This is a genomic window from Knoellia tibetensis, from assembly GCF_048606415.1.
Taxonomy (GTDB): domain Bacteria; phylum Actinomycetota; class Actinomycetes; order Actinomycetales; family Dermatophilaceae; genus Knoellia; species Knoellia tibetensis.
Genome location: NZ_JBMBWF010000005.1, coordinates 55,274 through 80,450, shown reverse-complemented (window position 1 = coordinate 80,450; position 25,177 = coordinate 55,274). Strand labels below are relative to the sequence as shown.

The following is a 25,177-nucleotide window of genomic DNA, read 5'->3' as shown; positions in this document are numbered from 1 at the left end:
CCGCCACACCACCACCGCACCCGTCGACCACCTCGACCGCGTCCTTCACCTCGACCCGTCCGCTGCCTCAGCCCTCCCTGCTCCAGCGCTGGGGACCGAACAGCCGCCGACTCTGACGCAGTCGACCCTCGTTGCACTCATGTCGAGTCCACCCGTGGCGGCGCACAGCCTCGCCGAGCTCGCCCTCGCCCGCCTCCTCGATCTTGCCTCGGTCGACCACTCCCCGGACGAGGTCAGCCCGGACGAGGACACCTCGATCGAGCGACGCCCCGAACCACCACCACGAAGAGCCTCACTCGCGGTGGAGTGCCACTTCGGACCATGGAACGCTGCGGTCGACATCCCGACCATCGACCTACCCTCGTCAAGACCGGAACCGCTGCCTCCACCGTTCTGAGCGAAGCGTGGTTGCCTGCCCGGAGGGTGAACGGGATCGCGTGGCTACGCCGGCTGCCGCGCATGTGAGACCGTGGCGCCGTGCGTGACACTGCGGCCCGCGAGACCCTGCGGGCGATGGGCCTCCTGCGCGAGCAGGACGGCCAGGTGTGGCTCGAGCTCACGACGTCCGGGACGAGTGCCGTCCCACGCACCGTCGTGCGGTCGCTGGCGTCGTGGGAGGACAGCTTCGACCACGTGACCCGGCTGACCGGCCTCACCGCAGCCGACCGCGTCCTCGTGCCGGCACCGCCGAGCGGGTCGATGTTCGCCTTCGCCCACGCCCACGCCGCTCACCTCGGCGCCGACGTCGTGGCCCTCGACCGCTGGAGCCCGGCCGCGGCCACCGAGGCCGTGCGCACCTGCACCGCCGCGCACCTCACCCCCGCGATGCTCGCGACCCTCCTCGACCGTGGCCTCGGCGACGTGCGAACCGTGGTGTGCGCAGGAGCTTCCCTGCCCGAGTCCACCCGCCGCGAAGCCGACAAGGCAGGCGCCTGGGTCGTCGACTACTACGGCGCGGCGGAGCTGAGCTTCGTCGCGATGCGCGCGGGCGAACGACTCGAACCCTTCCCCGAGGTCGACCTCGAGATCCGCGAAGGCGTCATCTGGGCACGCAGCCCTTGGCTCGCCGACGGCTACGCGCGCGGGCAGTCCGGCCCTCTGCACCGCGACGACGACGGGTTCGCCACCGTCGGCGACCTGGGCCGTTGGGACCACGGCAGCGGACTCGTCGTCGTCGGACGCGGCGACGACGTCGTCACCACCGGCGGCGCGACCGTCGTGTGTGCCGACGTGGAGGCCGCGCTGCTGTCGCTGCCGGGCGTCACCGCCGCCGTCGTCGTCGGCACACCGCACCCGGGCCTCGGCGAGGTCGTCGAGGCCGTCGTCGTCGGCATACCGCACCCCGGTGTCGGCGAGGTCGTCGAGGCCTTCGGCGTCGGCACCGACCCGGACACCGCAGACGTCGACGCCACAGACGTCGACGCCACGCTCCCCGGCATCACCCACGTGCGCGAGGCCGCCGCCCACCTGCTCGACCGCACCCAGCTGCCGCGTCGCTGGCACGCCTGGGCGGACCTGCCCCTCACCGCTGCCGGCAAGGTCGACCGCGCCGAGGTGCGCGCCCGCATCCTCGCGAGCAGAGCCGAGGTCACGACGTGAACGACGACACCCCCGTCATCGTCGCCGCCCGACGCACCCCCATCGGCACAGCAGGGCTGGCGCTGCGCGAGGTCGACACAACGGCCCTCGCCGCCCCGGTCCTCTCGACGCTCCTCAGCGACGCCGACCTCGGCACTCCGCACCACGTCGTCCTCGGCAACTGCATGGGCCCCGGAGGCAACGTCGCGCGCGTGAGCGCCCTCGCTGCCGGCCTCGGCACCGAGGTCCCCGCACTCACCGTCGACCTCCAGTGCGGCAGCGGGCTCGCCGCCATCACCACCGCGGCAGCCTTCGTGCGGTCCGGCTCGGCGGAGATCGTCCTCGCCGGCGGAGTCGAGAGCGCGAGCACCGCACCGTGGCGCCTGTGGCCCCCGCGCGACGGCGGCGAGCCGACGCGCTACACGCGGGCACCGTTCTCCCCAATCGAGATCGGCGACCCCGACATGGGCGCGGCCGCCGATGCCGTCGCCGCTCGCTGGGGCATCACCCGAGAACGGCAGGACACGTATGCCGTCCGCTCCCACGCGCGTGCCGCAGCCGCTCGCGCGCGCGGAGCCTTCGACGAGGAGCTCGTGCCCCTTCCCCAGCTCGACCACGACGAGCGGGTCCGCGACAACCTTCGCGCCGCGACCCTCGCGCGCCTTCCCGCCGCCTTCACCGACGGCGGCACCGTCACCGTCGGCAACGCGTGCGGCATCAACGACGGCGCGGCCGCGGTCGCGGTGGTGAGCGAGGCGCGAAGGCGGGCGGACGGCATACCGGGTCTGGCGTGTCTCGACTGGGCGACGGTCGGCGTCGACCCGAACCTGCCCGGCGTCGGACCGGTGCCCGCGGTCCGAGCGCTTCTGCAGCGCAACGGGATCACCCTCGACGACGTCGGCGCGATCGAGGTCAACGAGGCGTTCGCGGCACAGGTGCTCGCGTGCTGCGACGACCTCGGACTCGACGAGGAGCGCGTCTGCGTCGAGGGCGGTGCGCTCGCCCTCGGCCACCCCTGGGGAGCGTCCGGCGCAGTGCTCGCGGTGCGGCTCTTCAGCCAGATGGTTCGTCGTGACGGGCCCGAGCTCGGCCTCGCCGCCATCGCGGTCGGCGGCGGCCAGGGCGTGGCGATGCTCGTGCAGCGCATCGGCTGACCAACCCCGGCGACGCCGCGCGCGGCTGGGGAGTCGGAACGCGCCGCCGTGTGACGACCGGCAGGCTGGGTACCTTCGGTGCATGGACGCCACGCCCCACGACACCGAGCGCGACACCCAGCGCCAGTCCCCGCGCCAGTCCCAGCGCGACTCCGAGCGCAACGAGACCGCGACCGAGCGCTTCGACCGCAACTGGGACGAGCTGCTCCAGGAGCTGCGGGTCACCCAGACGGGCGTCCAGATCCTCGCGGGCTTCCTCCTCACGATCCCCTTCCAGCAGAGGTTCGCCGACCTCACGGACGGTCAGCGGACGGCATACCTCGTCGCCCTCGCGACGGCGGTGCTCGCCACGACGCTCCTCGTGGCCCCGGTGAGCGCGCACCGGCTGCTCTTCCGCAAGCGGGCCAAGCAGGAGCTCGTCCGGCTCGCCGACGCCTCCGCGCAAGCCGGTCTCGTCGCGCTCGCCGCGACGATCGTCACGGTCACCTGGCTCATCTTCGACGTCGTCGTCGGAGGTGGTGCCGCCTATGCCGCCGCGGGGCTCGCGCTCCTCCTCTTCCTCGTCAACTGGCTGTTCGTGCCGCTCGTCGTCCGCAGCCGGCTCGACAGGACCTAGGACCCTGTGTCCCGCCTCCACGCCCCGGAACGATGAGGCCATGGACACGGACACCCGACACGACCCCGCTCCCCTGCCCGATCGCGGGACACGCGCGCTGACGACCGAGGAGTCGTGGGAGCTGTTGCGACAGTCGGTCATCGGCCGGCTCGCCGTCGTCCACGACGACGCCCCGGACATCTTCCCGGTCAACTACACCGTCGACCACGGGACGATCGTGCTTCGCACTGCCGGTGGTACGAAGTACGACGCCGCGCGCAACCGCCCGGTCGCCTTCGAGATGGACGGCTACGACCTCGACCGGGCCGAGGCCTGGAGCGTCGTCGCCCGCGGCACGGCCGTCGAGGTGCGCGACGTCGACGACTCGATCGCCGTCATGTCGCTGCCGCTCATCCCGTGGGCGGAGGGCTCAAAACCCCACCTCATGCGGCTCGTCCCCGACACCGTCACCGGGCGCCGTATCCGGGTCTCCGGCGGGGTCCGGCGCCCGTGACGCCGTCCACGACCGCGGCGCTCGCGACCGCACCAAGAGCGACCGCCCGGCGCCTCGACCGGCCACTGCGCGTCGTCGCCGGGGGCAACGCCTCGGTGCCATGGACGCTGCTGCGGGTGCTCGAGGAGACCGTCGACGAGGTCGAGCTCTTCATGCTCAACGCGCCGTGGCGCTCGGCGCAGGACCGGACAAGGGGCCTTGTCGAGGCAGGCCTGAACCCAGCAGGCTGAGTACACCCGCTGAGAGGAAGAAGGCACAGATGCTCGTCTCCGAGGTCATGACCTCGCCCGCGCTGTCGCTGTCGCGCGACGCCACCCTCGACGACGCCGTCGAGCTCCTCGGGGCCTCCTCGATCAGCGCGGTTCCGGTGGTCGACGACGATGGCAGGTGTGTGGGCATCGTGTCCGAGGCCGACGTCCTGCGCGAGCCGTTGCCCCGGGACCCGCGGGCCCACCTCTGGTCGACGGCGCCGTCGAGCGCACCGTCGCGCACCCTCGCCGACGTCATGACGCGGGACCCGCAGTGCGTCGCCCCCTCCGACGACTCGGCCGAGGTCGCGGCCCTCTTCGCGCGCACGGGGTTCAAGAGCCTGCCCGTCGTCGAGGACGACCGCCTCGTCGGCGTGGTGAGCCGCAGCGACATCCTGCGCGCCATGTCCGTCTCGAGCGCGGCCCTCACCGACGCCGTCGGTCGGGCGTTCGCCTCGGCCGGGCTCCCGGTGCGGGCCTTTGTCGTGCAGTCCGGCCACGTCACGGTGACGCCGACGGACGACGGCCTCGACGAGGCGGCGGTCGCCGTCGTCGCCACGGTCCCCGGCGTGCGGAGCGTCCGGCTCGGGTGAGACCGGACTCTCCCGGTCACACTTGCAGCAGCTCGCGCCCGGTGATGGCGTCCGGCCGGATCCGGACCCAGACCGACGTCGCCGGGTCACCCACGGTCCGGGGTACGCGGTCCGCGGCCTCGAGAGCGGCCTCGGCCTCCTCGTCGTCGACGACCGACGCGATGCCCGTCACCCGCCGCCACAGGGCCCTTGACCCCGGGGCGCCGGTGACCCCCGCCTCAGTACCCCTGGGAACCGTGCTTCGTCACGTAGATCGCCGCCTGCGTGCGGCGCTCCAACCCCATCTTGGCCAGCACCGACGTGACGTAGTTCTTCACCGTCTTCTCGGCGAGCGACATCGTCTCGCCGATCTGCCGGTTGGTCAGGCCCTCGGCGATGTGCTCGAGGATCCGGCGCTCCTGAGGCGAGAGATCGGCCAGGCGGGGGTCCTCGACGTCGTGCCCCCACTGCTTGCGCAGCCGGGCGACGACGTCGTCGTCGAGCAGGGACTCACCGGACGCCACCCGGCGGATCGAGTCGACGAGCTGCGTGCCGCGGATGTCCTTGAGGAGGTAGCCGGAGGCACCGGCCATGACCGCCGCGCGCAGTGCGTCGTCGTCGTCGAAGGACGTGAGGATGATGCCCGCCACCGACGGGTCGACCGAGCGGACGTCGCGGCACACGTCGATGCCGGACCCGTCGGGCAGGCGCGCGTCGAGCACCATGACGTCGGGCCGCAGCGCCGGGATCCTCCGCGTCGCCTCGCCAGCCGTCGACGACTCGCCCGCCACCTCGAGGTCGTCCTCGACCTCGAGCAGCTCGCGCAGCCCACGACGCACGACCTCGTGGTCGTCCAACAGGTAGACCCGGATCATCGACACACCCTCCTCGCAATTGGCGTCATCGTAGGACGGCGCGTGTCAGAGCGCACCGGCCCTGACGACGGCCACCGGCAGCTCGCCGCGCCGCAGCACGCCGCGGCTGACCGAGCCGAGCAGCAGCCCCGCGAACCCTCCCCCGCCCCGCGCACCGACGACGAGCAGGCCGGCGTCCTGCGACTCGGCGAGCAACGCGTCGGTCTCGTGCCCCTGGGGAGTCCGTCGCGTCGTCCGTATGCCGGGGTGGGACTCCCGCACGAACCGCTCGGCCTCCGCGACGGCCCAGGTCGCGCGCTCGTGCTCGGCCTCGACGCGGTCGGGGCCGCGGCCGAGGTCGCCCCACAGCTCGTCGAGCCACGGCATGACGTCACGTCCCGACCAGGCCGCCACGAGGACGAGGTCGGTGTGGGCCGCCGCGGCGGCCTGCGCGGCGAAGGCCACCGCACGCATCGACGGCCGAGACGCGTCCACCCCCACGACGACCGGGCGTCCCTGGGTGAGCCGTCGCTGGCCCTGCACGACGACGACGGGGCACCGCGAGTGGGCGCTCAGGGCGAACGACACCGACCCCACGCTCGCCGCCGGGTTCTCCAGCCGCGTGCGGCGTCCGACGACGACGAGCTCGGCGTCCTCCGAGAGGGCCACGAGCTCGGCCGAGGGGTGTCCGACCGCACCGACGCTGCGCACGTCGAGGCCCGGATGCGCCGGACGGACGATCTCGACCCCCTGAACGGCGACCCGGTCGACCGCCCGTCGCAAGGTGATGACGTCCGGCCCGCCGACCGACCGTGGTCCGGGCGACAGGACGGGGTCGACCGCGCAGGCCACCATGAGCCGGCTCCGGTGCAGCTCGGCCCAGTCCGCGGCCCAGTCCAGCGCCAGCCCCGCCTCCGGCGTCGCGTCGTAGCCGACGACGACGGTCCCGGTCGTGGCACCGGGCAGCTCCTGCTGCGGAAGGACCGCGGGGTCGATGTGCAGATCAGCCATGCGGCAAGCCTGCGGTGGCGCCGACCGGCCCGACAGGGCCCTAGGTCCCGGCCCGGTCGTCGGCTCCCAGGGGCACGCGCCAGTGCACCCGCGTCCCGCTGCCGTCGGCCGGCCCGACGGAGAAGGACCCACCGCGCCCCTCGGCCCGACGGGCGAGGTTGCCGAGTCCGGAGCGCGAGACGCCCTCGGGCAGCCCGCGGCCGTCGTCGGTGACGACGACGGACACGTCGTCACCCACCTCGACGACGACGGTGACCGAGGAGGCGGCCGCGTGCCGGGCCGCGTTGCTCAGCGCCTCGCGCACGACCGACAGGAGCTCGGCGGCCACGGCCTCCGGGACGTCCGCGAGCGGACCCGACATGCGCAGCTCGGGCGAGAACCCGAGGGTGACGGCGGCGTCCCCGCACACCGTCGCGATCTCGGCGCTCAGCGGGCGCCCACCGGGCACGCGGTGCAGCGCGAAGATCGTGTGCCGGATGTCGGTGATCGCGGCGTCGAGCTCGTCGACCGCCCGGTCGAGCTTGGCCCTCACCTCGGGGGGACTCATCGGGGCCGCGGACTGCAGCGACATCCCCGTGGCGAAGAGGCGCTGGATGACGTTGTCGTGCATGTCGCGCGCGATGCGGTCGCGGTCCTCGAGGAGCTCGGACCGGGCGCGGTCGGTGCGCGCGCTCGCCGCGCCGAGCGACACCGCGAGGCTGCGCCCGAGGAGCTCGAGGTGCGGCACGTGGACGGTCGGCTCCTCGCGGGCCCAGTCGGCGACGAGCACCCCGAGAGGACTCTCGCCGAGGGCGATCGGGAGCATCGCCCGGGTCGCGCCCTGCGCCCCGGGCTCGGTGTGCGCCGGCCCGAGCATCGCCGAGAGGATCCTCGGCTCCCGGACAGTCTTCCCGGGCTCCCCGTCCGGGTCGACCGCACCCGACGACGCGGCGACGACGATGTCGGAGCCCTTCCTCAGCGCGACCAAGCACGCATCGGCACGGGCGAGACGGCATACGGAGTCCGTCACGTCGGCGAGGACCTGCTCCTGCGCGGTGCCCTCGAGGAGCGCCTGCGTCGCGTCGCCGATGACCTCGCCCCAGAGCCGCTGCGTCCGCGCCCGCTCGTAGAGCCGCGCGTTCTCGATCGCGACACCGGCAGCGGCGGCCAGGGCCGAGAGGACCGCCTCGTCGTCGCTGCTGAACTCCGGCGCCGACCGCTTGTCGGTGAGGTAGAGGTTGCCGAAGACCTGGTCGCGGATCCGCACCGGCGCACCGAGGAAGCTCGTCATCGGCGGGTGGTTCGGTGGGAAGCCGTAGGAGTCCGGGTGCTGCCCGATGTGGGGCACCCGCTGCGCCCGCGGGCTGGCGATGACCATGCCGAGCAGTCCGTGCCCGCGCGGCAGCGGACCGATCGCGGCCCGCTGCTCCTCGCTGACCCCGTGGGTGACGAACTCGACGAGCTCCTCACCGCTCGGACCGAGGACCCCGAGTGCTCCGTAGGTCGCGTCGACGAGCTCGCAGGCGGCGACGACGATGCGGCGCAGCACCTCGGCGAGCTCGAGGTCCGAGCTCACTGCGATGACGGCGTCGAGGAGCGAGCCGAGCCTCTCCTGGGAGACGCGCGCGCTGTCGGCCCTCGCCCGCAGCTCCTCGACGAGGTCGTCGAGCTCGAGCGACGAGAGCGGCCAGCGCTGGCCCCCGTCCGGGGCGCCCGCGCCCGCCGGTGGCCGCTCCGAACGTGCAGAACCAGTCACGCGGCGATCGTATGCGGTTCGCCCCGCTGACGGTCGGCTGCCACGTCGGAGCACGCCGTATGCCGTCCGGCCACCTTCGCCGGGCGGGTCGGCACGTCCCTCCCCCTCACTCCACCGGTGGCATCATGTCGAGGCTGGCCCGGGCGGCTGCTCGCCGGCTCGCGTCGATCTCCTCCGGCGGGATGGCCCGCGCCGGACGGGTGAGGATCTCCCGGATGACCTCCACGGGGAGCTTCGGCCTGCGGTCCTCGGTGAGCAGGCCGTTGCTCTCCTGCTCGGTGTCGGTGAGCTGGGTGTAGCAGAACCCCGCGAGCTCGCTGCTGTCGAGGACGGCGCTGACGAGCTCGCGCAGGCGGTCCTCGAACTCCTCCACCGAGCCGACGGTGGCGTAGCCGAACCACTTCTCGCCTTCGCTCGGCGTGTAGCTGAGGCCCCCGAACTCGGTGAGGACGACAGGTTGACCGCGGTCGACCGGGTCGCCGAGGACGACGCGCTTGCGGCCCGGCCGGCGGTCGGACAGGACGCGCCGGACGGCGTCGGGCCCGTCGTACCGGGCGGCGAGGGAGGCGCCGTGAGCGGCATAGTCGTGGACGCCCCAGATGTCGCTGTCGGTGTGCTCCCACCCGTCGTTCGAGATGACCGGCCGCGTGCCGTCGAGCGCCTTGGTGAGGTGGTAGAGCGCCGTCGCGTAGTGACGCTGCTCCTCGACCTCGCCGATGTCCCAGACGCCCCAGCTCTCGTTGAGCGGCACCCAGGTAACGACGCACGGGTGGCTGCGGTCGCGGCGCACAACCTCGAGCCACTCGCGGGTGACCCGTTCGATCGCGCGCGGCGCGAACTCGAAGGCACTCGGCATCTCGCCCCACACGAGGAGACCGAGGCGGTCGCACCAGGCGAGGAAGCGCGGGTCCTCGACCTTCTGGTGGATCCGTATGCCGTTGAACCCGAGCTCCTTGACGAGCTCCACCTCGCGCTTGAGCGCCTCCGCGCTGGGTGCGGCCAGGTGCGACTCGGGCCAGTAGCCCTGCTCCAGGGCGAGCCGGAGGAAGCACGGCTGGCCGTTGAGGACGAACCGTCCGTCCTCGACCCCGACGCTGCGGAAGCCGAAGTAGGACCGGACCGTGTCGACCGTGCGCCCGTCCTCGACGACCTCGACGACCGCGTCGACGAGGTTCGGGTTCGACGGCGACCAGAGCAGCCGCCCGCGATACTGCCCGTGGCGGGCCGCGGGCAGGGCGACGTCGAAGGCCACGTGACGGTCGAGCAGCCGCACCTCCTGCTCGGCGAGCAGCTCCTCGCCGAGGCGGAGGCGGACCCGGACGCGGCCACCGGTGGCCGGGACCCGCGAGAGCGTCGCCTCGACCCGGACCCGAGCGCCCACGACGTCCGGCGTCCAGTGCAGTGCGTCGACCCGGACCTGCGGGACGACCTCGGTCCACACGGGCTGCCAGATGCCGGTCGTGCGGTGGTACCAGATGCCGTGCGGCTCCTCGAGCCAGTCCTGCTTGCCCCGCGGCTGCGTCACGTCGTCGGCGTGGTCCTCGGCCCGGACGACGAGGACCTGCTCTCCCTCGACGAGGGACTCGGTGACGTCGAAGGAGAACGGGGTGTGCCCGCCCTCGTGCCGCCCGAGGAGATCCCCGTTGAGCCAGACCCGCGCGCTGTGGTCGACCGCGCCGAGATGGAGCAGGAGCCGCTCCCCCTCGGTCGGCCGGTCGAGTGCCACGCGGAGGCGGTACCAGACCACCGGGCGGGGCGTCGTGTCGTGGACCCCCGAGAGCTTGGACTCCGGCGGGTAGGGCACGGTGATGCGCCGGTCGAAGGCACCTCCGCCCGACATCCATCCCTCGGCCAGGCCGAGGTCGTCGTCGTCGAAGGCGAAGTCCCACTCCCCGCAGAGGTCCTGCCAGCGGTCGCGGACGAGCTGCGGCCGGGGGTAGGTCAGCTCGGCCTGGGTCTGTTCGGTGCTGACGTCGGTCACGTCGGTCTCGTCCTTCGTCTCGAGGTGCCCGTCGGGCGTGGGTGGTGGAGGGCTCACGCGACCACTCACCAGTGTGCCAGCCTCGGTCTGCTGCGGTCCTCGGTCGCGACGAGGACGTCGAGCAGGAGGGACTGCAGGTCGGCGCGGGTGCCGGCGTGGTCGGCATCGGCCCAGAGGTTCGTCAGCTCCTGCGGGTCGGCGTCGAGGTCGTAGAGCTCGCCGGTGCGGGCCCGCGCACTCGCCGGGCTGCCGTGGTGGACGACGAGCTTCCAGTGGTCGTGGCGCAGCATCGTCACGTGGACCGGCGGGTCGTAGGAGTGTCCGCTGTCGCGGTACTGGCACAGTGCCCAGTCGCGCCACCCGTCCGCGTCGCCGCCGAGCAGCGGCAGGAGGCTCGCGCCCTGGAAGGTCGAGGGCGCCTCGACCCCAGCCGCGTCGAGGAAGGTCGGCGCGAGATCGACCCACTGGACGAGCTCGGTGCGTCGGCCGGGCTGCACGTGACCGGGCCAGCGGATGATGAGCGGCACCCGGACGGCGCAGTCGTACATGAACGGGCCCTTGAGCATGAGCCGGTGGTCGCCGAGCATCTCACCGTGGTCGCTCGTGAAGACGACGATGGTGTCGTCAGCGAGGCCTTCGGCGTCGAGGGCGTCGAGGATCCGCCCGACCTCGGCGTCGACGAGGGTGACCATGGCGTAGTAGGCGGCCCGGACCTCCTGGAGCTCGTCCTCGGTGTACTCGACGAACCCGCGTGCGTGGCCGGCATACGACTTCTTGGAGGCGTCCTCGAAGATCGGTGGCTTGGAGGACAACTCGTCCTCGGTCGTCACGGGTCGCGGGAGCGACGCGGGGTCGTAGAGGTCGACGTACTCCTGCGGTGCGCCGAACCCGTGGTGCGGGTCGAAGAAGTTGGCGACGAAGAAGAACGGCTTGTCCTTGTGCCGCGACGTCGTGAGGAAGTCGATGGTCTCGTCGCCGATCCACCGGCTGTAGTGGGCCTCGGTCGGCATGGTGTCCCAGGTCGGGTCGCCCTCGTCGCCGCGCATCGCCGCGTCGTGGAGCTCGGGATGGCTCGCCCGGAGCCAGCGGTGGTAGGCGTTCTCGGACGACCCCGGGTAGGGGTCGTGGGCCCAGCGGAAGACCCGGAAGCCGTCGTCGACCCGCGGCTCCAGCCGGCCGCCGTGGCACGACGCCAGGTGGAGCTTGCCGACGAGACCGCAGTCGTAGCCGCTGTCGGCCAGCCGTCGCGTGAAGAGCTCGGTGCCGGGGTCGAGGTCGACGCCGTTGGCGTGCAGCCCGTGGTTCGGGACGTAGCGACCGGTCATGAGACTGGCGCGCGACGGCGAGCACACGGGGTTCTGGACGTAGCAGCTCTCGAACAGCACGCCCTCGTCGGCGAGTCGGTCGAGGTTCGGCGTGTGGATGTGCGGGTTGCCGGCCGCCCCGAGCGCGTCGAAGCGCTGCTGGTCGGTGCAGAGCATGAGGACGTTGGGCGCGGTCACGACTTCACCGCCCCGGCGATGCCCTCGAAGAAGTACTTCTGCAGGACGAGGAAGAGGATGACGATCGGCAGCAGCGAGAGCGTCGCCGCGGCCGCCATCCCCGGCCAGTCGACGGAGTTCTCGCCGACGAACGCCTGCATGCCGACGCTCAGGGTCCGCAGGTCCGGCCGGCTGAACGTGAAGACGAGCGGCAGGAAGAACGCGTTCCACGTCGCGAGGAAGGTGAGCACGACGACGGTGGCCGTCACCGGCCCGGCCAGCGGCATCATGACGCGAAAGAAGATCGTGAGGAACCCGGCGCCGTCGATGACCGCAGCCTCCTCGAGCTCGCGCGGGATGCCCCGGAAGTAGCCCATGTAGAGGAGGACCGCCGCAACGTGGCCGCCGCCGGCGAGGGCGATGATCATGCCGGTGAGCGAGTTGAGCAGCCCGAGCCGCTGGGTGACCTCGACGACGGGGATGATCGTGTAGCCGGCCGGCACGAAGAGGGTTGCGACGAGGACGCCGACGACGACCTTGCGGCCGATGAACTGGTAGCGGGCGAGGACGTAGCCGGCCATCGCGCACCGGATGACGACGAGGACGACGGTCATCACCGTGACGATGAGCGTGTTGAGCATGTATTTGCTGAAGCTCGCGTCCACCCAGGCCCGCTGGTAGTTCTCCCAGATGACCTTGTCGGGCACGAGGCCGAGCCCGGCGGTGAAGACCTCGAGCTGCTCCTTGAGCGAGGCGGAGACCACCCACACGAACGGGTACACCCAGAACGCGGCGAAGACGAGCAGGCCCGCGGTGAGAGCCCACATCGGCGCCTTGCGCCGCAGCTTGGCTCGGTCGATCGACCGGCGCCGCTTCGGCGGGCTCTCGCCCCCCGGTTCGGTCCGGCTCTCGCTGCGCACGTCGAGGGCGGTCACGACCCGCCTCCGGCCATGCGGCGCGCGGCGCGGATGCCCCAGAGCTGGCCGACCCCCACGAGGAGGAGGACGAGCCCGAGGACGACGGCGGCCGCCGACGCGAACCCGAGCTGCGGAATCGTGGCCGCGAACGCCCACCGGTAGATGTAGATCTCGATCACCTCGGTCGAGTAGTACGGTCCGCCGCCGGTCATCGTGAGCATGAGGTCGAAGATCTGGAGGTTCTGCTCGACCGTGAGCAGCGTGATGATGACGAGGAAGGGGACGAGCAGCGGCAGCGTGACGTGGCGGAAGGTGCGCCACTGCGAGGCGCCGTCGACCTGGGCCGCCTCGAGGACGTCGCGCGGCACCGTCTGGAGCGCGGCGAGCCAGTAGATCATCGTGACGCCGACCCACTTCCACGTGTGGACGCCCATGACGGTCCACAGCGCGGTGCTCGACGAGCCGAGGAAGTCCACCCCGCCATCGAGCCCGACCCGCTGGAGGCCGAGGTTCACCGGCCCGCTCGCCGGGTCGAAGATGAACTGCATGACGACGCCGACGATGGCCGTCGTCGTGACGACCGGCAGGAAGAACGCCGTCCGGAAGAGCCGCTGCAGCGGCAGCTTCGGGTGGTTGAGCAACAGCGCGATGAGCAGCCCGAGGCCGACCCGCAGCGGCACCGTGACGACCATGAAGAGCATCGTCACCTTGAACGAGTTCCAGAAGAGCGGGTCGGCGAGCACGTCGCGGTAGTTCTGCAGCCCGACGAAGGTCTTCTCGGCCTCGAACCCGCTCCACGAGAGCAGCGAGTACCACCACGAGGCCACGACGGGCCACAGGGTGTAGAGACCGAAGAGGACCACCGTCGGGGTGAGGAACACCCACGGCCAGAACGAGCCGTGCAGCCGTCCCCGCATGCTCGAACGTCGCAGGCTCGACGGGGCCCCTCCGCCCCGCCGGACCTGAGTCGTGGCGCTCACGTGAGGTAGCGCTCCGGGCCGAAGTCCTCGCCGGGCCTCCAGTCCGGGAAGGCCCAGGACTCCACCGTCGCCGGTCCGCCGACCTTCTTGATCGCGGCCTCGCGGGCTTTGGTGCGGTCGTCGCTCAGCTTCTGCAGGGCGCCGCGCACATCCTTGACCTGGCCGCTGAAGACACCCTGGACGATGCCGCCCAGACCGGGCTCGGACGGCGGCATCGCGGCCTCGACCGCGGTGACGCCCTCACGGGCCTGCGGCGTCGGGCCGAGGAAGACCTCGGCCTTGAACTTCTCGATCGCCTGCTTGTAGGTCTCGTGGGCGTCGGAGCCGGCGACGGCGTCGAGGTCGAGCGGCGGCTGGTCCATCGCGACGGCCAGCGCCGTCTGGTACTCCTTGCCGAGGAAGTCCTCGAGGAGCGCCGAGGCCTTGTCGGCCTGCTTCGACTGCTTGGACACCCAGAACGTGCCACCGATCGGCGGGCGGGTGATGACCGGCTTGTCGCCGTTCGGTGTGGGGATCGAGCCGACGGTGAGGTTGGGGAGCATCGCCTTGAAGTCGCCCGAGACGACGCCGGAGTTCCACGGGCCGTCGAGGAAGTACCCCGAGCCCCCGGCGGCCCACCGGGCGCGACCCGACCGGGCATCGAGCGAGGTGCTCGCCTTGAAGAGGGTGCCGTCCTTCTGGAAGGAGCGCAGGAACTCGATGGACTCGACGAACGCGTCGTCGTGGAAGCGGTACTCACCGGTGCGCAGGTCGATGCCGTCGGTCCCGCCGAGCCGCGAGCCCGGGAAGCCCGCCGTCTGCGCGAGCTCGTGGACGAACGTGCCCATCCGCTGGGCGAACTTGAGCGGGAGGATGATGCCGGAGCCGCCGGCGTCGGTCATCTTCTTGGCGGCTGCGCGCATGTCGTCCCACGTGGCCGGCAGCCGGGCCGGGTCGAGACCGGCCTTCTCCTGGAGCTGCTGGTTGCCCCACACGAGGGTCTCGTACTGCCGGAAGCTGAAGATCGAGAACGAGTAGAGCTTGCCGTCGAAGAGGTGGATGCCGGGCACGAGGGCGCCCTTGGGCACCGCGGCCGTCACGGCGTCCTGGTTGGTGAGCGGCGCGAACCAACCCTGCTCGAGCAGGACCGACGGCGGCACGTCGATGCCCGCGAGGGTGAAGACGTCGGGCATCTGCTTGCTGCTGAACGCGAGCTGCAGCGCCTTGCCCTGGTCGGCCGGGTTGTAGACGGTGTACTGGACCGCCGGTCCCCCGTCCTTGGTGAAGGCGGCGAAGGTCTTCTTGTGCAGGTCCTGGAGCGGGTTGAACTGGTCCCACCACGCGAGCGGCCCACCGGAGCCCGACGCCCCACCCGTGCCCCCGGTCGCACCCTGCGGGGGCGCCGTGTCGCACGCGGCCATCGTGAGGACCCCGGCCAGCAGCCCGGCCCCCCGCAACATCTGTCGTCGTGTTGTGTGCACCATCTCGGCTCCCACCGGACACCTACCTCACGCTCTGCCCACGGAACCTGTTGCCGCGGGTTGCACCGTTTCTACACCGATGTACACAACGAAGCAAAGGGTCTGCGCGGGCGGTTTTGTTTTTGACTGAAACTTCCAATCCGCTCGCACTCCCGTCCGTGTCAAGGCTTGTCGCACGCCACCCGCCCGTATGCCGCGCCCTCCAGCCCCGTGACACGCTCCGGCTCCGTGTTGGAACATGTTGACTCTCCCACCGGCCGATGCCAGCATGAGGCGCCCGGCCGACCCCACGGCCCACGACGCGCGGACGGAGGTGGCCCCGGTGCGACCCCGCATGGTCGACGTCGCCCGACGGGCCGGCGTCTCCCCCAAGACGGTCTCCAACGTCATCAACGGCTACATCCACGTCTCCCCCGAGATGCGCTCGCGCGTCCAGCAGGCCGTCGAGGAGCTCGGCTACGTGCCCAACAGCACGGCCCGCACGCTGCGTACCGGCCGCACGGGGATCATCGCGTTCGCGGTCCCCAACCTCGCCGCCGCCTACTTCGCCGAGCTCGCCACCCTCGTCACGGTCGCGGCCGAGAAGCGCGGCTTCACGATCCTCATCGACCAGACCGACGGGCTCCTCGAGCGCGAGCAGCGCATCGCCGCCGGGCTGCGCGAGCACCTCATCGACGGCCTGATCTTCAGCCCGCTCACGATGACCCCCACCGAGATCTCGGCCGCCTCCGGCAGCACGCCGATGGTCCTCCTCGGTGAACGCGACGCGCCCTCCTCCGTCGACCACGTCGTCATCGACAACGTCGTCGCCGCCCGCGAGGCCACCGAGCACCTCGTGGGCCTCGGACGTCGGCGGATCGCCGCTGTCGGGGCGCCGCTCGACGTGTCGACGGGCACCGGCTCGGTGCGCCTGCGGGGCTACCGCGAGGCCCTCGAGGGCGCCGGCCTGGAGGACTCCGCCCTCGTCGTGCCCACCGGACGCCTCCTGCGGCAGAGCGGCGCCGAGGCCGCGGACCGGCTGCTCGACCTCCCCCGGCCACCCGACGCGCTCTTCTGCTTCAACGACGCGATCGCGTTCGGGGCCATGCACGCGCTCCGGAAGCGAGGGGTGCAGGTGCCCGACGACGTGGCCATCGTCGGCTTCGACGACGTCGAGGAGGCGTCCTACTCGAACCCGACGCTCTCCTCGGTGCGCCCCGACAAGCAGGGCATCGCCGAGGCGGCCATCGACCGCCTCACCTCCAGGCTCGACGGCACGGCGGGCCACCGCCCCGACGCCGTCGTCATCCCGCACGAGCTCGTCGTGCGGGAGTCCTCCGGCGGCAGCGAGTGACGGGACACGACCCGGACGCGACCTCCCCGGGTGCAGCCTGCTGCGCCCCGTCCCGGGGTGCGGCGACGACCGCTCCCGTGGTCCTCGCGGCCTCCCTCGGCACGTCTCCGTCCTCGTCGACGGAGGGCATGGTGCGGCTCGACGGTGGCGCCTTCCGGATGGGCACCGACGACCGCGACGGGTTTCTCGCCGACGGCGAGGGGCCGGTGCGCGAGGTCATCCTCGACCCGTTCTGGCTCGACAGGTGCGCCGTCAGCAACGCCGACTTCGAGCGCTTCGTGGGCGAGACGGCATACGTGACCGAGGCGGAGACGATCGGGTGGTCGTTCGTCTTCGCGGGCTTCCTGCCGGCTGCGGTGCGGCGCACGGCGAGGCGGGTCCCGCAGACGCCGTGGTGGGCCGGCGTCGAGGGTGCGGCGTGGCGCACGCCCGAAGGTCCGGGCAGCGACCTCACCGATCGGATCGACCACCCGGTCGTCCATGTGTCCTGGAACGACGCCAGGGCCTACGCGCGCTGGGCCGGCAAGCGGCTCCCCACGGAGGCGGAGTGGGAGCTCGCGGCGCGCGGGGGGCTTGACCAGGCGCGCTACCCGTGGGGTGACGAGCTCACGCCCGACGGCGAGCACCGGTGCAACATCTGGCAGGGCCGCTTCCCCGTGCGCAACTCGAAGGACGACGGGTATGCCGGCACCGCACCGGTGTCGGCCTTCGCACCCAACGGCTTCGGGCTGCACAACATGGCCGGCAACGTGTGGGAGTGGTGCGAGGACTGGTTCAGCACGACGGCGCTCGAGTCGCGCTCCGGGCGCTCGCCGCGCGGACCCACGCAGGGGTCGGCTCGGGTCATGCGCGGCGGCTCCTACCTGTGTCACGACTCCTACTGCAACCGCTACCGGGTGGCTGCCCGCAGCTCCAACACCCCCGACAGCTCCGGCGGCAACCTCGGCTTCCGCTGCGCCCGCTCTGCCTGACCGGTCCGCGCCAGGCGTAGGGGTCGTCGTTCCTCGGCTTCCAGTCCGGGAAGGCAACGTCGGCGGCGGCGACCGTCGCGCCTTCGACGTCGCGACCGTGATCGCGCGCTCCATCTCGGCCGCCCGCCTGCCGGTGTGGGTGACCAGCCCCCGTCTCGGCTACGTGAGTTTCTTCTGATGATCAATGTCGGCGGCGCATCGATCACAGTGGCGACCGGAAGCCTGCCGAACGATGGCGCGCGGCGCGACCTCCGCATGGGTCGCCCCGACGACGCCCTATCCTGTGGCCGTCAGGCGGTCGAGCGGAGGACGGTGCGGTGGCGACGACGCGAAGTGCGGTGCCGGTGGCGGAACTCCCCTCATGAGCAGCCTGCCCCGTCTCGCCGCGCAGCCCCCGGACCTGCGCCGGCGCAACCTCTCGGTCCTGCTCCACACGCTGCAGTCGAACGGTCCCACACCGCGCGCGGACCTGGCCCGGATCACTGGCCTCGCGCCCGGCACGGTGACGAAGCTGACGGCCGAGCTGCTCGGGGCCCGGATCGTCCACGAGCAGCCCACCGACGAGGCCCAGCGCCAGCCGGGACGCCCCCGTGTCCCGGTCGCCATCGACCGTGGCCACCTGCGGGCGGCGGGGGTTCACATCGGCCTCCTGCGCACCACGGTGGGGCTCGTCGACCTCGCCGGTGGGATCGTCGAGGAGCGACGGCTCACCCACCGCAGCCGTCGTCCGGAGAGCATCGTCCGGCAGGCGGTCAAGGCCCTGCGCGCCCTCGTCGACGCCCAGCCTGACGGCGCCGTGCTCGGCGTCGGCGCGAGCCTCAGCGGGATGGTCGACCCCGCGACCGGCGTCGTGCCCGAGCACCCCGCGCTCGGCTGGGGCGAGGTCGCCCTGCGCGACGCCCTTGCAGCAGGAGTGGGACTTCCCGTCGTCCTCGACAGCACGATGCGCGCCCTTCCCCTGGCCGAGTCCTGGTTCGGCGGCCGGGGCGCGGTCCCGTCGATGCTCCATGTCTTCGTCGGCAACGTCGTCGGCGCGGCACTGCTCGTCGACGGCAAGCCGCTGCTCGGCCCCTCCGCCGCCGCGGGCTACCTCGACCACCTGCCGACGCGGGTTCGGACGCGGCGACGCTGTGCGTGCGGTCGGGACGACTGCCTCGCGGCATCGGCCAGCGACATCGTCCTTGTCGAGGAGGCCCGCGGCAAGGGCCTGCTCGGCCCCGACGAGGACCTCGAGCGACTCCACGAGCTCGCCGCCTCGGGCGACGCGACCGCCGACCGGCTGCTGCGACGCCGGGCCGAGCTCGTAGGTGCGGCAGTGGCACTCCTCGTCGAGGTGCTCGACCCGCACGTCGTCGTCGTGGGGGGTGGCGTCATCCTCGGCTCCACCTACCTCGAGGACATCCGCCGGGCCGTCGCCGACGGCGTGCGCCGACCCCTCGCGCAACCGGTCGAGGAGCTCGTGCGCACGACGTCCTTCGGCCCGCATGCGGTGATGTTCTCGTCGGCCGCGCTCTTCCTCGACGCGTTCTACCGGGACCCAGCGGCGTTCACGGGGTTCGACCGGAGCTGACCGCGTCGACGGCCAACACCTCTGCGGGCCGATCTTCGACGGCGGTGCTCTCGGTGGGGCCGCTTCTGCCCACCGCGGCAGCCCGCACCCATCCATGGGGCGCTGTCCGAGTGGTGTAGCGCCCCTGGGGCAGGTCGTCCGAGACCCGCAGCCGCCACCACAGCAGCAGCTCGACCATCTCGGCCCGCACCTGCGCGCACGCCGCGTCGTCCCAGAGGTTCCGGAGCTCCATCGGGTCCGTGTCGAGGTCATGGAGCTCCCCGGTGCCGGTCACGTCGTAGACGAGCTTCCAGCGCCCACTGCGGACCATGGCGCTCGACCCGCTCTGCGTCACCGTGTTGAGCTCGTCGTAGGTCGCCCCCTCGTAGGCGAAGTGCAGCGGCGGACGGTCGGAGACGGCATACGGGAGACCGCCGAATCCTCGCTCGGCGTAGGCGCTCGAGAAGTCGGCGTCGGGACAGCGCTCTCCGGTGAGGAGCGGCCAGAGGCTGCGGCCCTGGACGCCCAGCGGGATGGGCTGCCCCACGAGGTCGCAGACCGTCGGGAGGAGGTCCGCGAGGCTCACGTGGGCGTCCTCGTCGACCCGAGCCCGGACACCCGGTCCGTGGACGACGAAGGGGACGCGCATGAGGACCTCCGGCATGCCGGCACCCTTGCGCTGGAGGCCGTAGTCGCCGACGTAGTCGCCATGGTCGCTGACGAGGACGACGACGGTGTCGTCGAGCAGGCCCGCGTCGGCGAGGTGGTCGAGGAAGCGCCGCACCTGGTCGTCGACCATGCGGAGCATTCCGCAGTAGGTCGCGCGGTAGCGGCGCCACGCCTCGTCGTGGCCCGGTCGCTTCGCCTCGACGACGTCCTGGAGCCACCGCCACGCGTCGCCCTTGCCCCGCGCACCCTCGGGCCCGGCGCCCCGCTCCGGGAGCTCGTCGGGGGCGAACATCGAGAAGTAGGGCTCGGGAGCCTGGTAGGGGTTGTGCGGCTCGGGGAAGGAGAGCCAGCAGAAGAAGGGCTGCTTGTCGTCGCGGGACTGCAGCGCGGCGATCGCGCCGTCGACGATGCGCGAGGCGTACTGCTGCTCGACGGGGAAGGGCGTCGCCTCGGTGCTCGGGCCGTGGTCGAGGTCGACGAGCCAGCGTCCGAACTCCTCATCTGCCTGCGTGCCCGCGGGCGCCGAGGTGTGCATGAACGGGCCGCACCACGTGTCGAAGTCGTCCCGACTGCGGTACATGTGCGGCTTCCCCGAGAAGTGCAGCGAGTAGCCCGCCGCGCGCAACACGTCGAGGAGGTCGTCCCCGCGGGTGACGTGCTCGCCGGTCCAGTTCTGCCGGACCCGGTGCGCACTCGGGTAGCGCCCGGTGAGCAGGCTCGTCCTCGCCGGGACGCAGGCGGGAGCGGTCGTGTAGGCCTTCGCGAAGCGCGCTCCCCCATCCGCGAGCGAGTCGAGGCACGGCATGGTGTCGAGCGCGAAGCCCGACCCCGCGGTGAGGTCCGCGCGGTGCTGGTCGGTCATGAGGAGCACGATGTTGGGCTGTCGGTCCACGTCCTGCGTCTCCACTCTCGGCATCGGGTCGTCGGCAGGTCCACCCCGGGGCGAACAGATAGTTCCTGACGTGAACTTACGTGTCGGCCTTGTTGACAGCCACCTGACCGGCCGACACGCTGGGGCCGTGTTCGCCACCGAGCGCCAGGAGCGCATCCTCCGCCGAGTCCGGCTCACCGGGAGCGTGCGGGTCTCCGACCTCGTCGAGGAGCTCGCCGTCTCGGACATGACGGTCCGGCGCGACATCGCCACCCTGGCCGAGCAGGGCCTCGTCGCGCGGGTCCACGGTGGCGCCACGAGTGTCGACGCCGGAGCATTCCCGGGCGTGCCCGCTCCCCGCGCCCTCGATGGCCCCGCACGCGGACCGGGCTCCGAGGTCCGCTCCGCCATCGCAGCCGAGGTGGCGGCACGCATCGAGCCGGGCACGACCGTGGCACTCACCGGCGGCTCGATCACGCTCGACGTCGCCGTCGCCCTGGGCGCGGTCGAAGGGCTCACCGTCGTGACGAACTCGCTCCCCGCCGCCGACGCGCTCACCGCGGCCGGGGGGCCCCACGTCACCGTCGTCCTCACCGGCGGGCGGCGCACCCGCAGCGGGCTCCTCGTCGGTCCCGTCGTCGCGGCGAGCCTCATCGGCCTCGGCGCCGCGTGGTCGATCCTGGGCGCGCGCGGAATTGACGACCAAGCCGGACTGACCGTGCCGAACCGCGCCGAGGCCGTGGCTGAGAAGGCCCTCCTCTCGCTCGGCGCCAAGGTCCTGTGCGCCGTCGAGTCGAGCCGCTGGCAGACGGTGAGCCTGCACTCGGTGGTGGCGCTCCCCGAGGTCGACGTCCTCGTCACCGACTCGCGCCTGCGACCGACGGCCCGCCGACTCCTCGAGGACGAGGTGGGCGAGCTGGTCCTGGCACCGGTCTGACCCACGTCTTCACGCGACAGGTCTCCGGATCCCGGCTAGGTTAGTTTCGTCCCAAAACTAACCAAGCAGACGGAGGACGTCATGGGGGTAGCAAGGCACACCAGGGCACTGAGAGGGCTCGTCGTCGCGGCGGCACTGGTTCTCACCGGGTCGGCCCCAGGCGTGGGAGTGGGGGCGGCGGCGAGTGCGCGACCTGCACCGGAGCCGGTCTACTCCCCGGGGCGCGACGCCGCCGCGGACCCGGGGCTCGTCGAGAGCGACGGGAAGTACTACGCGTTCTCGACGGGTGGGCTCGGCAGCGTGGCCAGCGCCGACAACGTGCAGGGACCCTGGACGTCGCTGCCCGACGCCCTCGCCCGCAGGGGTGCGTGGGCCAACGGCACCGGCGCGGTGTGGGCACCCGACGCCGTGAAGACGTCCGCCGGGTGGGTCCTCTACTACTCCGCGCGCGCCAAGGGCTTCGCCGGCCAGCGGTGCATCGGCACAGCGGTCTCCGAGAACGTGGCCGGTCCCTACGAGCCGGCTGCCACTCCCCTCATCTGCCCGATCCTCGGTGGCGAGGACCCGGTCGTCGACCGGCCCGACCAGACCGCCGGGGTCATCGACCCCTCGCCGTTCCAGGCGTCCGACGGCCGGCGCTACCTGCTCTACAAGACGCAGAAGACGCCGGGCACGCTGCGCATGGTGGGAGTCACCGACGACGGGCTCCACGTGAGCGGGCCGCCGAGCCGCGAGCTGCTGCGCCACTCGGACAGCATCGAGAACCCCGTCATGGTCCAGCGCGGTGACCAGTACGTCCTCTTCGCCGCGGCGAACTGGTACGACCAGTGCCGCTACAGCACCGTCTGGCTTCGCTCCGACGACATGTGGTCGTGGACCGACAAGGAGGAGCACGTGCTGCTCGACCAGGCGAGCACCGGGGTGTGCGGCCCGGGTGGTGCCGACCTCGTCGTCGGCGAGGACACCCCGAGCCGCATGGTGCTGCACGGCTGGGTCTGCGGCCCGACCGACGAGCCCTGCCAGTTCGAGGGCGTCGTCACCGACCCGGGCAAGCGCCGGGTCATGTATGCCGCCGCACTCACCTGGGGTGACGACGGTGCGACTCCGCGCGTGGGAGCCTTCCTCCCCGCCGCGGGCCCGCCGGCTGCCGCTCGCTGAGTCCGCCCGCGTCCGGCTCGCGACCTGGATCGTCTCGTGGGGGTTCGACGACGGCGGGCGGGGTACACCTCGGCATGACGTCAATCGCCGACCAGGGCCTTGCGCAGCTGGGTGGACCTCTCAGCGTCCTCAGTCGCCAGAAGCGGGACCACGTACGGCTCGATCGGTTGCTCGACGACCTCGCAGACAGTCCGACCGGTCACGCCCAGCGGCAGGCGCTACGACGCCTCGCAAGGGTGGTCTTCCCGCACGCCTTCGCCGAGGAGTCCGTCCTGTGGCCGTTCCTGCGTCGCGTCGTCCCCGACGGCCAGGCCCTGACGCTGAGGGTGGAACAGGAGCACCAGGAAGTCAACGAGCTGTGGGCCTCGCTCGAGCGCCTGACTCCGGATGACGACCGCCGTCGGCCGCTGCTCGAGCGACTGGCCGAAGTGCTCCGTAGTGACGTCCGTGACGAGGAGGACGTCCTCCTGCCGGTGCTGCAGCAGGGACGCTCGAGGACGCAGCTTCGCGCGCTCGGCGTCGCGTGGGAGGTCGTGCGCCGGCTGTCCCCGACCCGTCCGCATGTCCTCGTGTCCCGCCGACCTCCGGGCAACGTCGTCGCCGCCCTACCCCTCACCCTGACCGACCGCGCCCGCGACCGGCTCGACTCCATCGCCGAGTCCTCCCCGCGGCTGGAGGCGCCGGCAGCCCAGCTGAGCCGAGGTGCCGCCCGACTGGCACGTCTCGTCGAGCGTCGAAAGCCCTCACGCGCCGGTGAGCACCGCTCCACGCGGCGAGCACTCGAGCCAGACCTGGCCCTGTCCACCACGTCGATCGGAGAAGAGCGATGAAGGCGATGGTCTACCGAGGCCCCTACCGGGTCCGGGTGGAGGAGAAGGAACGCCCGCGCATCGAGCACCCCAACGACGCCGTGGTCCGCGTGACCCGTGCCGCGATCTGCGGTTCGGACCTCCACCTGTTCCACGGCATGATGCCCGACACACGCGTCGGCACCACGTTCGGCCACGAGTTCATCGGCGTGGTCGACGAGGTGGGCCCGTCGGTCCAGCGGCTTCAGGTGGGCGACCGGGTCATGGTGCCGTTCAACGTCTTCTGTGGCTCGTGCTGGTTCTGCGCGAAGGGCCTGTACTCGAACTGCCACAACGTCAACCCCAACGCGACGGCTGTCGGCGGGATCTACGGCTATTCGCACACCAGCGGCGGCTACGACGGAGGCCAGGCCGAGTACGTCCGCGTGCCCTTCGCCGACGTCGGCCCGACGGTCGTCCCGGACTGGATGCACGAGGAGGACGCGCTCATGTGCACCGACGCACTGCCGACCGGCTACTTCGGCGCCCAGCTCGGTGGCATCACGCAGGGAGAGGTGGTCGTGGTCCTCGGTGCCGGGCCGGTCGGGCTGTTCGCGGCGAAGTCCGCATGGCTCATGGGCGCCGGACAGGTCATCGTCGTGGACCACATCCCGGAGCGCCTGCAGCTCGCAGCGTCCTTCGCCCATGCCGAGACGGTGAACTTCGGCCAGGTCGACGACGTCGTCGTCCACCTCAAGAAGGCCACCGACGACATCGGCGCGGACGTCGTCATCGACGCCGTGGGCGCCGAGGCCGACGGCAACCTCACCCAGCACCTGACCTCGGCCAAGCTCAAGCTGCAGGGCGGGTCGCCGGTCGCCCTCAACTGGGCGATCGACTCGGTCCGCAAGGGCGGCACTGTCTCGGTCATGGGCGCGTACGGCCCCATGTTCAGCGCCGTGAAGTTCGGGGACGCGCTCAACAAGGGGCTGACCCTCCGGATGAACCAGTGCCCGGTGAAACGACAGTGGCCGAGGCTCTTCGAGCACATTCGCAACGGCCACCTCAGCCCGCGAGAGATCATCACCCACCGCGTGCCGCTGGACGAGGTGGCCGAGGCCTACCACCTGTTCTCGAGCAAGCTCGACGGATGCATCAAGCCCGTCCTCGTCCCGACATCGTGAGGAGCAAGGCCATGACCAAGGTTCCGTATGTCAGCGGACCGCGGGCGGGAATCCCGTCACCGGACGAGCTGCGGGCCCGCATCCCCGGATGGGGAGCCGATCTCGACCCGGCCGACCGGCCGTCCGTGCCGCAGGAGCTCGACGACGGGAGGCCCGACGGGGTGGCGTGGGACTTCCCGGAGGAGCAGGTAACGACGAGTGCACGCGAGCGCTCCATCGAGCACGCGAGGTTGACTCCGGTCTTCGGCACGGTGGCCCCGCTCACCGGACTGCCCGGCGCCGTGCGAAGGCGTGCCTACTCCCGCTACAGCGAGGCGCGCGCCGCGCACTGGCTGCTGCTGCTCGGCGCGGACCGGATCGAGTCGAAGCAACACCTCGTGCGGTCCATGTTCAGCCGTCGTCCCGACAACCCTGTCGAGGAGACCGGGATCCGGTCCGAGCTCACGGGCCACGGGATTGCTTCGCGTCGCGGTCACGGACGCGTCGACCGTCACCAGGTCCTCGACCCGGTCATCGTGAGTCTCCCTGCCATCCTCGCCGGGTGGGCGGCCGTGCGGACCTGGCGACGGGTGAGGGGCTGACGACCCCGGCGCTCGCCCCCTGAACGGCCCATGGCCCGAGAACCCCACGGGCAGGC

General features: G+C 72.0%; 25 protein-coding genes. 15 read left to right on the top strand and 10 right to left on the bottom strand.

The window, feature by feature from the left end:
- Positions 1 to 154 precede the first annotated feature (154 nt).
- The 7 genes from ACOJV7_RS16675 (at position 155) to ACOJV7_RS16645 (ending at position 4,682) form a co-directional block, all read left to right on the top strand.
- Complete coding sequence (locus ACOJV7_RS16675) at positions 155 to 397, top strand: hypothetical protein (RefSeq protein ID WP_420191351.1); 243 nt, start codon at positions 155 to 157, stop codon at positions 395 to 397.
- A gap of 80 nt (positions 398 to 477) precedes the next feature.
- Positions 478 to 1,599: an AMP-binding protein gene (locus ACOJV7_RS16670; RefSeq protein WP_420191350.1), complete on the top strand. Its 1,122-nt coding sequence runs from the start codon at positions 478 to 480 to the stop codon at positions 1,597 to 1,599.
- Positions 1,596 to 2,732, top strand: coding sequence for a thiolase family protein (locus ACOJV7_RS16665; protein ID WP_420191349.1), 1,137 nt, complete (start codon positions 1,596 to 1,598; stop codon positions 2,730 to 2,732). The genes ACOJV7_RS16670 and ACOJV7_RS16665 overlap by 4 nt, the downstream gene beginning before the upstream one ends.
- Before the next feature lie 82 nt (positions 2,733 to 2,814).
- Positions 2,815 to 3,348: a DUF6328 family protein gene (locus tag ACOJV7_RS16660; protein WP_420191348.1), complete on the top strand. Its 534-nt coding sequence runs from the start codon at positions 2,815 to 2,817 to the stop codon at positions 3,346 to 3,348.
- A gap of 40 nt (positions 3,349 to 3,388) precedes the next feature.
- The gene (locus ACOJV7_RS16655) at positions 3,389 to 3,841 is read left to right on the top strand and encodes a pyridoxamine 5'-phosphate oxidase family protein (protein ID WP_420191347.1); all 453 of its coding nucleotides are present in this window, start codon (positions 3,389 to 3,391) and stop codon (positions 3,839 to 3,841) included.
- Complete coding sequence (locus tag ACOJV7_RS16650) at positions 3,838 to 4,071, top strand: hypothetical protein (RefSeq protein ID WP_420191346.1); 234 nt, start codon at positions 3,838 to 3,840, stop codon at positions 4,069 to 4,071. Before ACOJV7_RS16655 ends, ACOJV7_RS16650 begins: the two co-directional genes overlap by 4 nt.
- Positions 4,072 to 4,100: 29 nt before the next feature.
- Positions 4,101 to 4,682 carry a CBS domain-containing protein gene (locus ACOJV7_RS16645; RefSeq protein WP_420191345.1) on the top strand — a complete coding sequence of 194 codons (582 nt, stop codon included), beginning with the start codon at positions 4,101 to 4,103 and terminating at the stop codon, positions 4,680 to 4,682.
- A 16-nt stretch (positions 4,683 to 4,698) separates the two neighbouring features.
- Here ACOJV7_RS16645 and ACOJV7_RS16640 read toward each other — a convergent pair whose 3' ends face one another.
- The 9 genes from ACOJV7_RS16640 to ACOJV7_RS16600 form a co-directional block, all read right to left on the bottom strand.
- Positions 4,699 to 4,854, bottom strand: a complete 156-nt coding sequence (locus ACOJV7_RS16640) for a hypothetical protein (RefSeq protein ID WP_420191344.1) — start codon at positions 4,852 to 4,854, stop codon at positions 4,699 to 4,701.
- A 46-nt stretch (positions 4,855 to 4,900) separates the two neighbouring features.
- Positions 4,901 to 5,536 (bottom strand): response regulator, encoded by a 636-nt coding sequence (locus ACOJV7_RS16635; protein ID WP_420191343.1) that lies wholly within the window; start codon positions 5,534 to 5,536, stop codon positions 4,901 to 4,903.
- 45 nt (positions 5,537 to 5,581) lie between these two features.
- Positions 5,582 to 6,526 carry a universal stress protein gene (locus ACOJV7_RS16630; RefSeq protein WP_420191342.1) on the bottom strand — a complete coding sequence of 315 codons (945 nt, stop codon included), beginning with the start codon at positions 6,524 to 6,526 and terminating at the stop codon, positions 5,582 to 5,584.
- A 40-nt stretch (positions 6,527 to 6,566) separates the two neighbouring features.
- Positions 6,567 to 8,261 (bottom strand): GAF domain-containing sensor histidine kinase, encoded by a 1,695-nt coding sequence (locus ACOJV7_RS16625; RefSeq protein WP_420191341.1) that lies wholly within the window; start codon positions 8,259 to 8,261, stop codon positions 6,567 to 6,569.
- Between the two features lie 106 nt (positions 8,262 to 8,367).
- A complete protein-coding gene (locus ACOJV7_RS16620) occupies positions 8,368 to 10,299 on the bottom strand; it encodes a glycoside hydrolase family 2 TIM barrel-domain containing protein (protein WP_420191340.1) in 1,932 nt (643 codons plus the stop codon).
- A gap of 8 nt (positions 10,300 to 10,307) precedes the next feature.
- Positions 10,308 to 11,744, bottom strand: coding sequence for a sulfatase-like hydrolase/transferase (locus tag ACOJV7_RS16615; protein ID WP_420191339.1), 1,437 nt, complete (start codon positions 11,742 to 11,744; stop codon positions 10,308 to 10,310).
- Positions 11,741 to 12,658 (bottom strand): carbohydrate ABC transporter permease, encoded by a 918-nt coding sequence (locus ACOJV7_RS16610; RefSeq protein ID WP_420191338.1) that lies wholly within the window; start codon positions 12,656 to 12,658, stop codon positions 11,741 to 11,743. Before ACOJV7_RS16610 ends, ACOJV7_RS16615 begins: the two co-directional genes overlap by 4 nt.
- On the bottom strand, positions 12,655 to 13,557 hold the full coding sequence (locus ACOJV7_RS16605) for a carbohydrate ABC transporter permease (RefSeq protein WP_420191337.1): 903 nt from the start codon (positions 13,555 to 13,557) through the stop codon (positions 12,655 to 12,657). The genes ACOJV7_RS16610 and ACOJV7_RS16605 overlap by 4 nt, the downstream gene beginning before the upstream one ends.
- 59 nt (positions 13,558 to 13,616) lie before the next feature.
- Positions 13,617 to 15,059, bottom strand: coding sequence for an ABC transporter substrate-binding protein (locus ACOJV7_RS16600; protein ID WP_420191336.1), 1,443 nt, complete (start codon positions 15,057 to 15,059; stop codon positions 13,617 to 13,619).
- Between the two features lie 343 nt (positions 15,060 to 15,402).
- On the opposite strand from ACOJV7_RS16600, the gene ACOJV7_RS16595 reads away from it, so the two are divergent.
- From ACOJV7_RS16595 to ACOJV7_RS16585, 3 genes are all read left to right on the top strand, one after another.
- The gene (locus ACOJV7_RS16595; protein ID WP_420191335.1) at positions 15,403 to 16,413 is read left to right on the top strand and encodes a LacI family DNA-binding transcriptional regulator; all 1,011 of its coding nucleotides are present in this window, start codon (positions 15,403 to 15,405) and stop codon (positions 16,411 to 16,413) included.
- Between the two features lie 77 nt (positions 16,414 to 16,490).
- Positions 16,491 to 17,384, top strand: coding sequence for a formylglycine-generating enzyme family protein (locus ACOJV7_RS16590; protein ID WP_420191334.1), 894 nt, complete (start codon positions 16,491 to 16,493; stop codon positions 17,382 to 17,384).
- Positions 17,385 to 17,745: 361 nt separating this feature from the next.
- A complete protein-coding gene (locus ACOJV7_RS16585) occupies positions 17,746 to 18,954 on the top strand; it encodes an ROK family protein (protein ID WP_420191333.1) in 1,209 nt (402 codons plus the stop codon).
- Here the strand turns inward: ACOJV7_RS16585 and ACOJV7_RS16580 are convergent.
- Complete coding sequence (locus ACOJV7_RS16580; RefSeq protein WP_420191332.1) at positions 18,932 to 20,494, bottom strand: sulfatase family protein; 1,563 nt, start codon at positions 20,492 to 20,494, stop codon at positions 18,932 to 18,934. The two genes, ACOJV7_RS16585 and ACOJV7_RS16580, sit on opposite strands and share 23 nt — an antisense overlap.
- A 127-nt stretch (positions 20,495 to 20,621) precedes the next feature.
- Between ACOJV7_RS16580 and ACOJV7_RS16575 the strand changes: the two genes are divergently transcribed.
- From ACOJV7_RS16575 to ACOJV7_RS16555, 5 genes are all read left to right on the top strand, one after another.
- Entirely contained in the window at positions 20,622 to 21,410 is a 789-nt protein-coding gene (locus ACOJV7_RS16575; RefSeq protein WP_420191331.1) for a DeoR/GlpR family DNA-binding transcription regulator, read from the top strand.
- An 81-nt stretch (positions 21,411 to 21,491) separates the two neighbouring features.
- Entirely contained in the window at positions 21,492 to 22,568 is a 1,077-nt protein-coding gene (locus ACOJV7_RS16570; RefSeq protein ID WP_420191330.1) for a glycoside hydrolase family 43 protein, read from the top strand.
- A gap of 74 nt (positions 22,569 to 22,642) precedes the next feature.
- Positions 22,643 to 23,398: a hemerythrin domain-containing protein gene (locus tag ACOJV7_RS16565; protein WP_420191329.1), complete on the top strand. Its 756-nt coding sequence runs from the start codon at positions 22,643 to 22,645 to the stop codon at positions 23,396 to 23,398.
- Positions 23,395 to 24,540, top strand: a complete 1,146-nt coding sequence (locus ACOJV7_RS16560; RefSeq protein WP_420191328.1) for a zinc-dependent alcohol dehydrogenase — start codon at positions 23,395 to 23,397, stop codon at positions 24,538 to 24,540. The genes ACOJV7_RS16565 and ACOJV7_RS16560 overlap by 4 nt, the downstream gene beginning before the upstream one ends.
- Before the next feature lie 11 nt (positions 24,541 to 24,551).
- A complete protein-coding gene (locus tag ACOJV7_RS16555) occupies positions 24,552 to 25,121 on the top strand; it encodes a hypothetical protein (RefSeq protein WP_420191327.1) in 570 nt (189 codons plus the stop codon).
- Positions 25,122 to 25,177 lie beyond the last annotated feature (56 nt).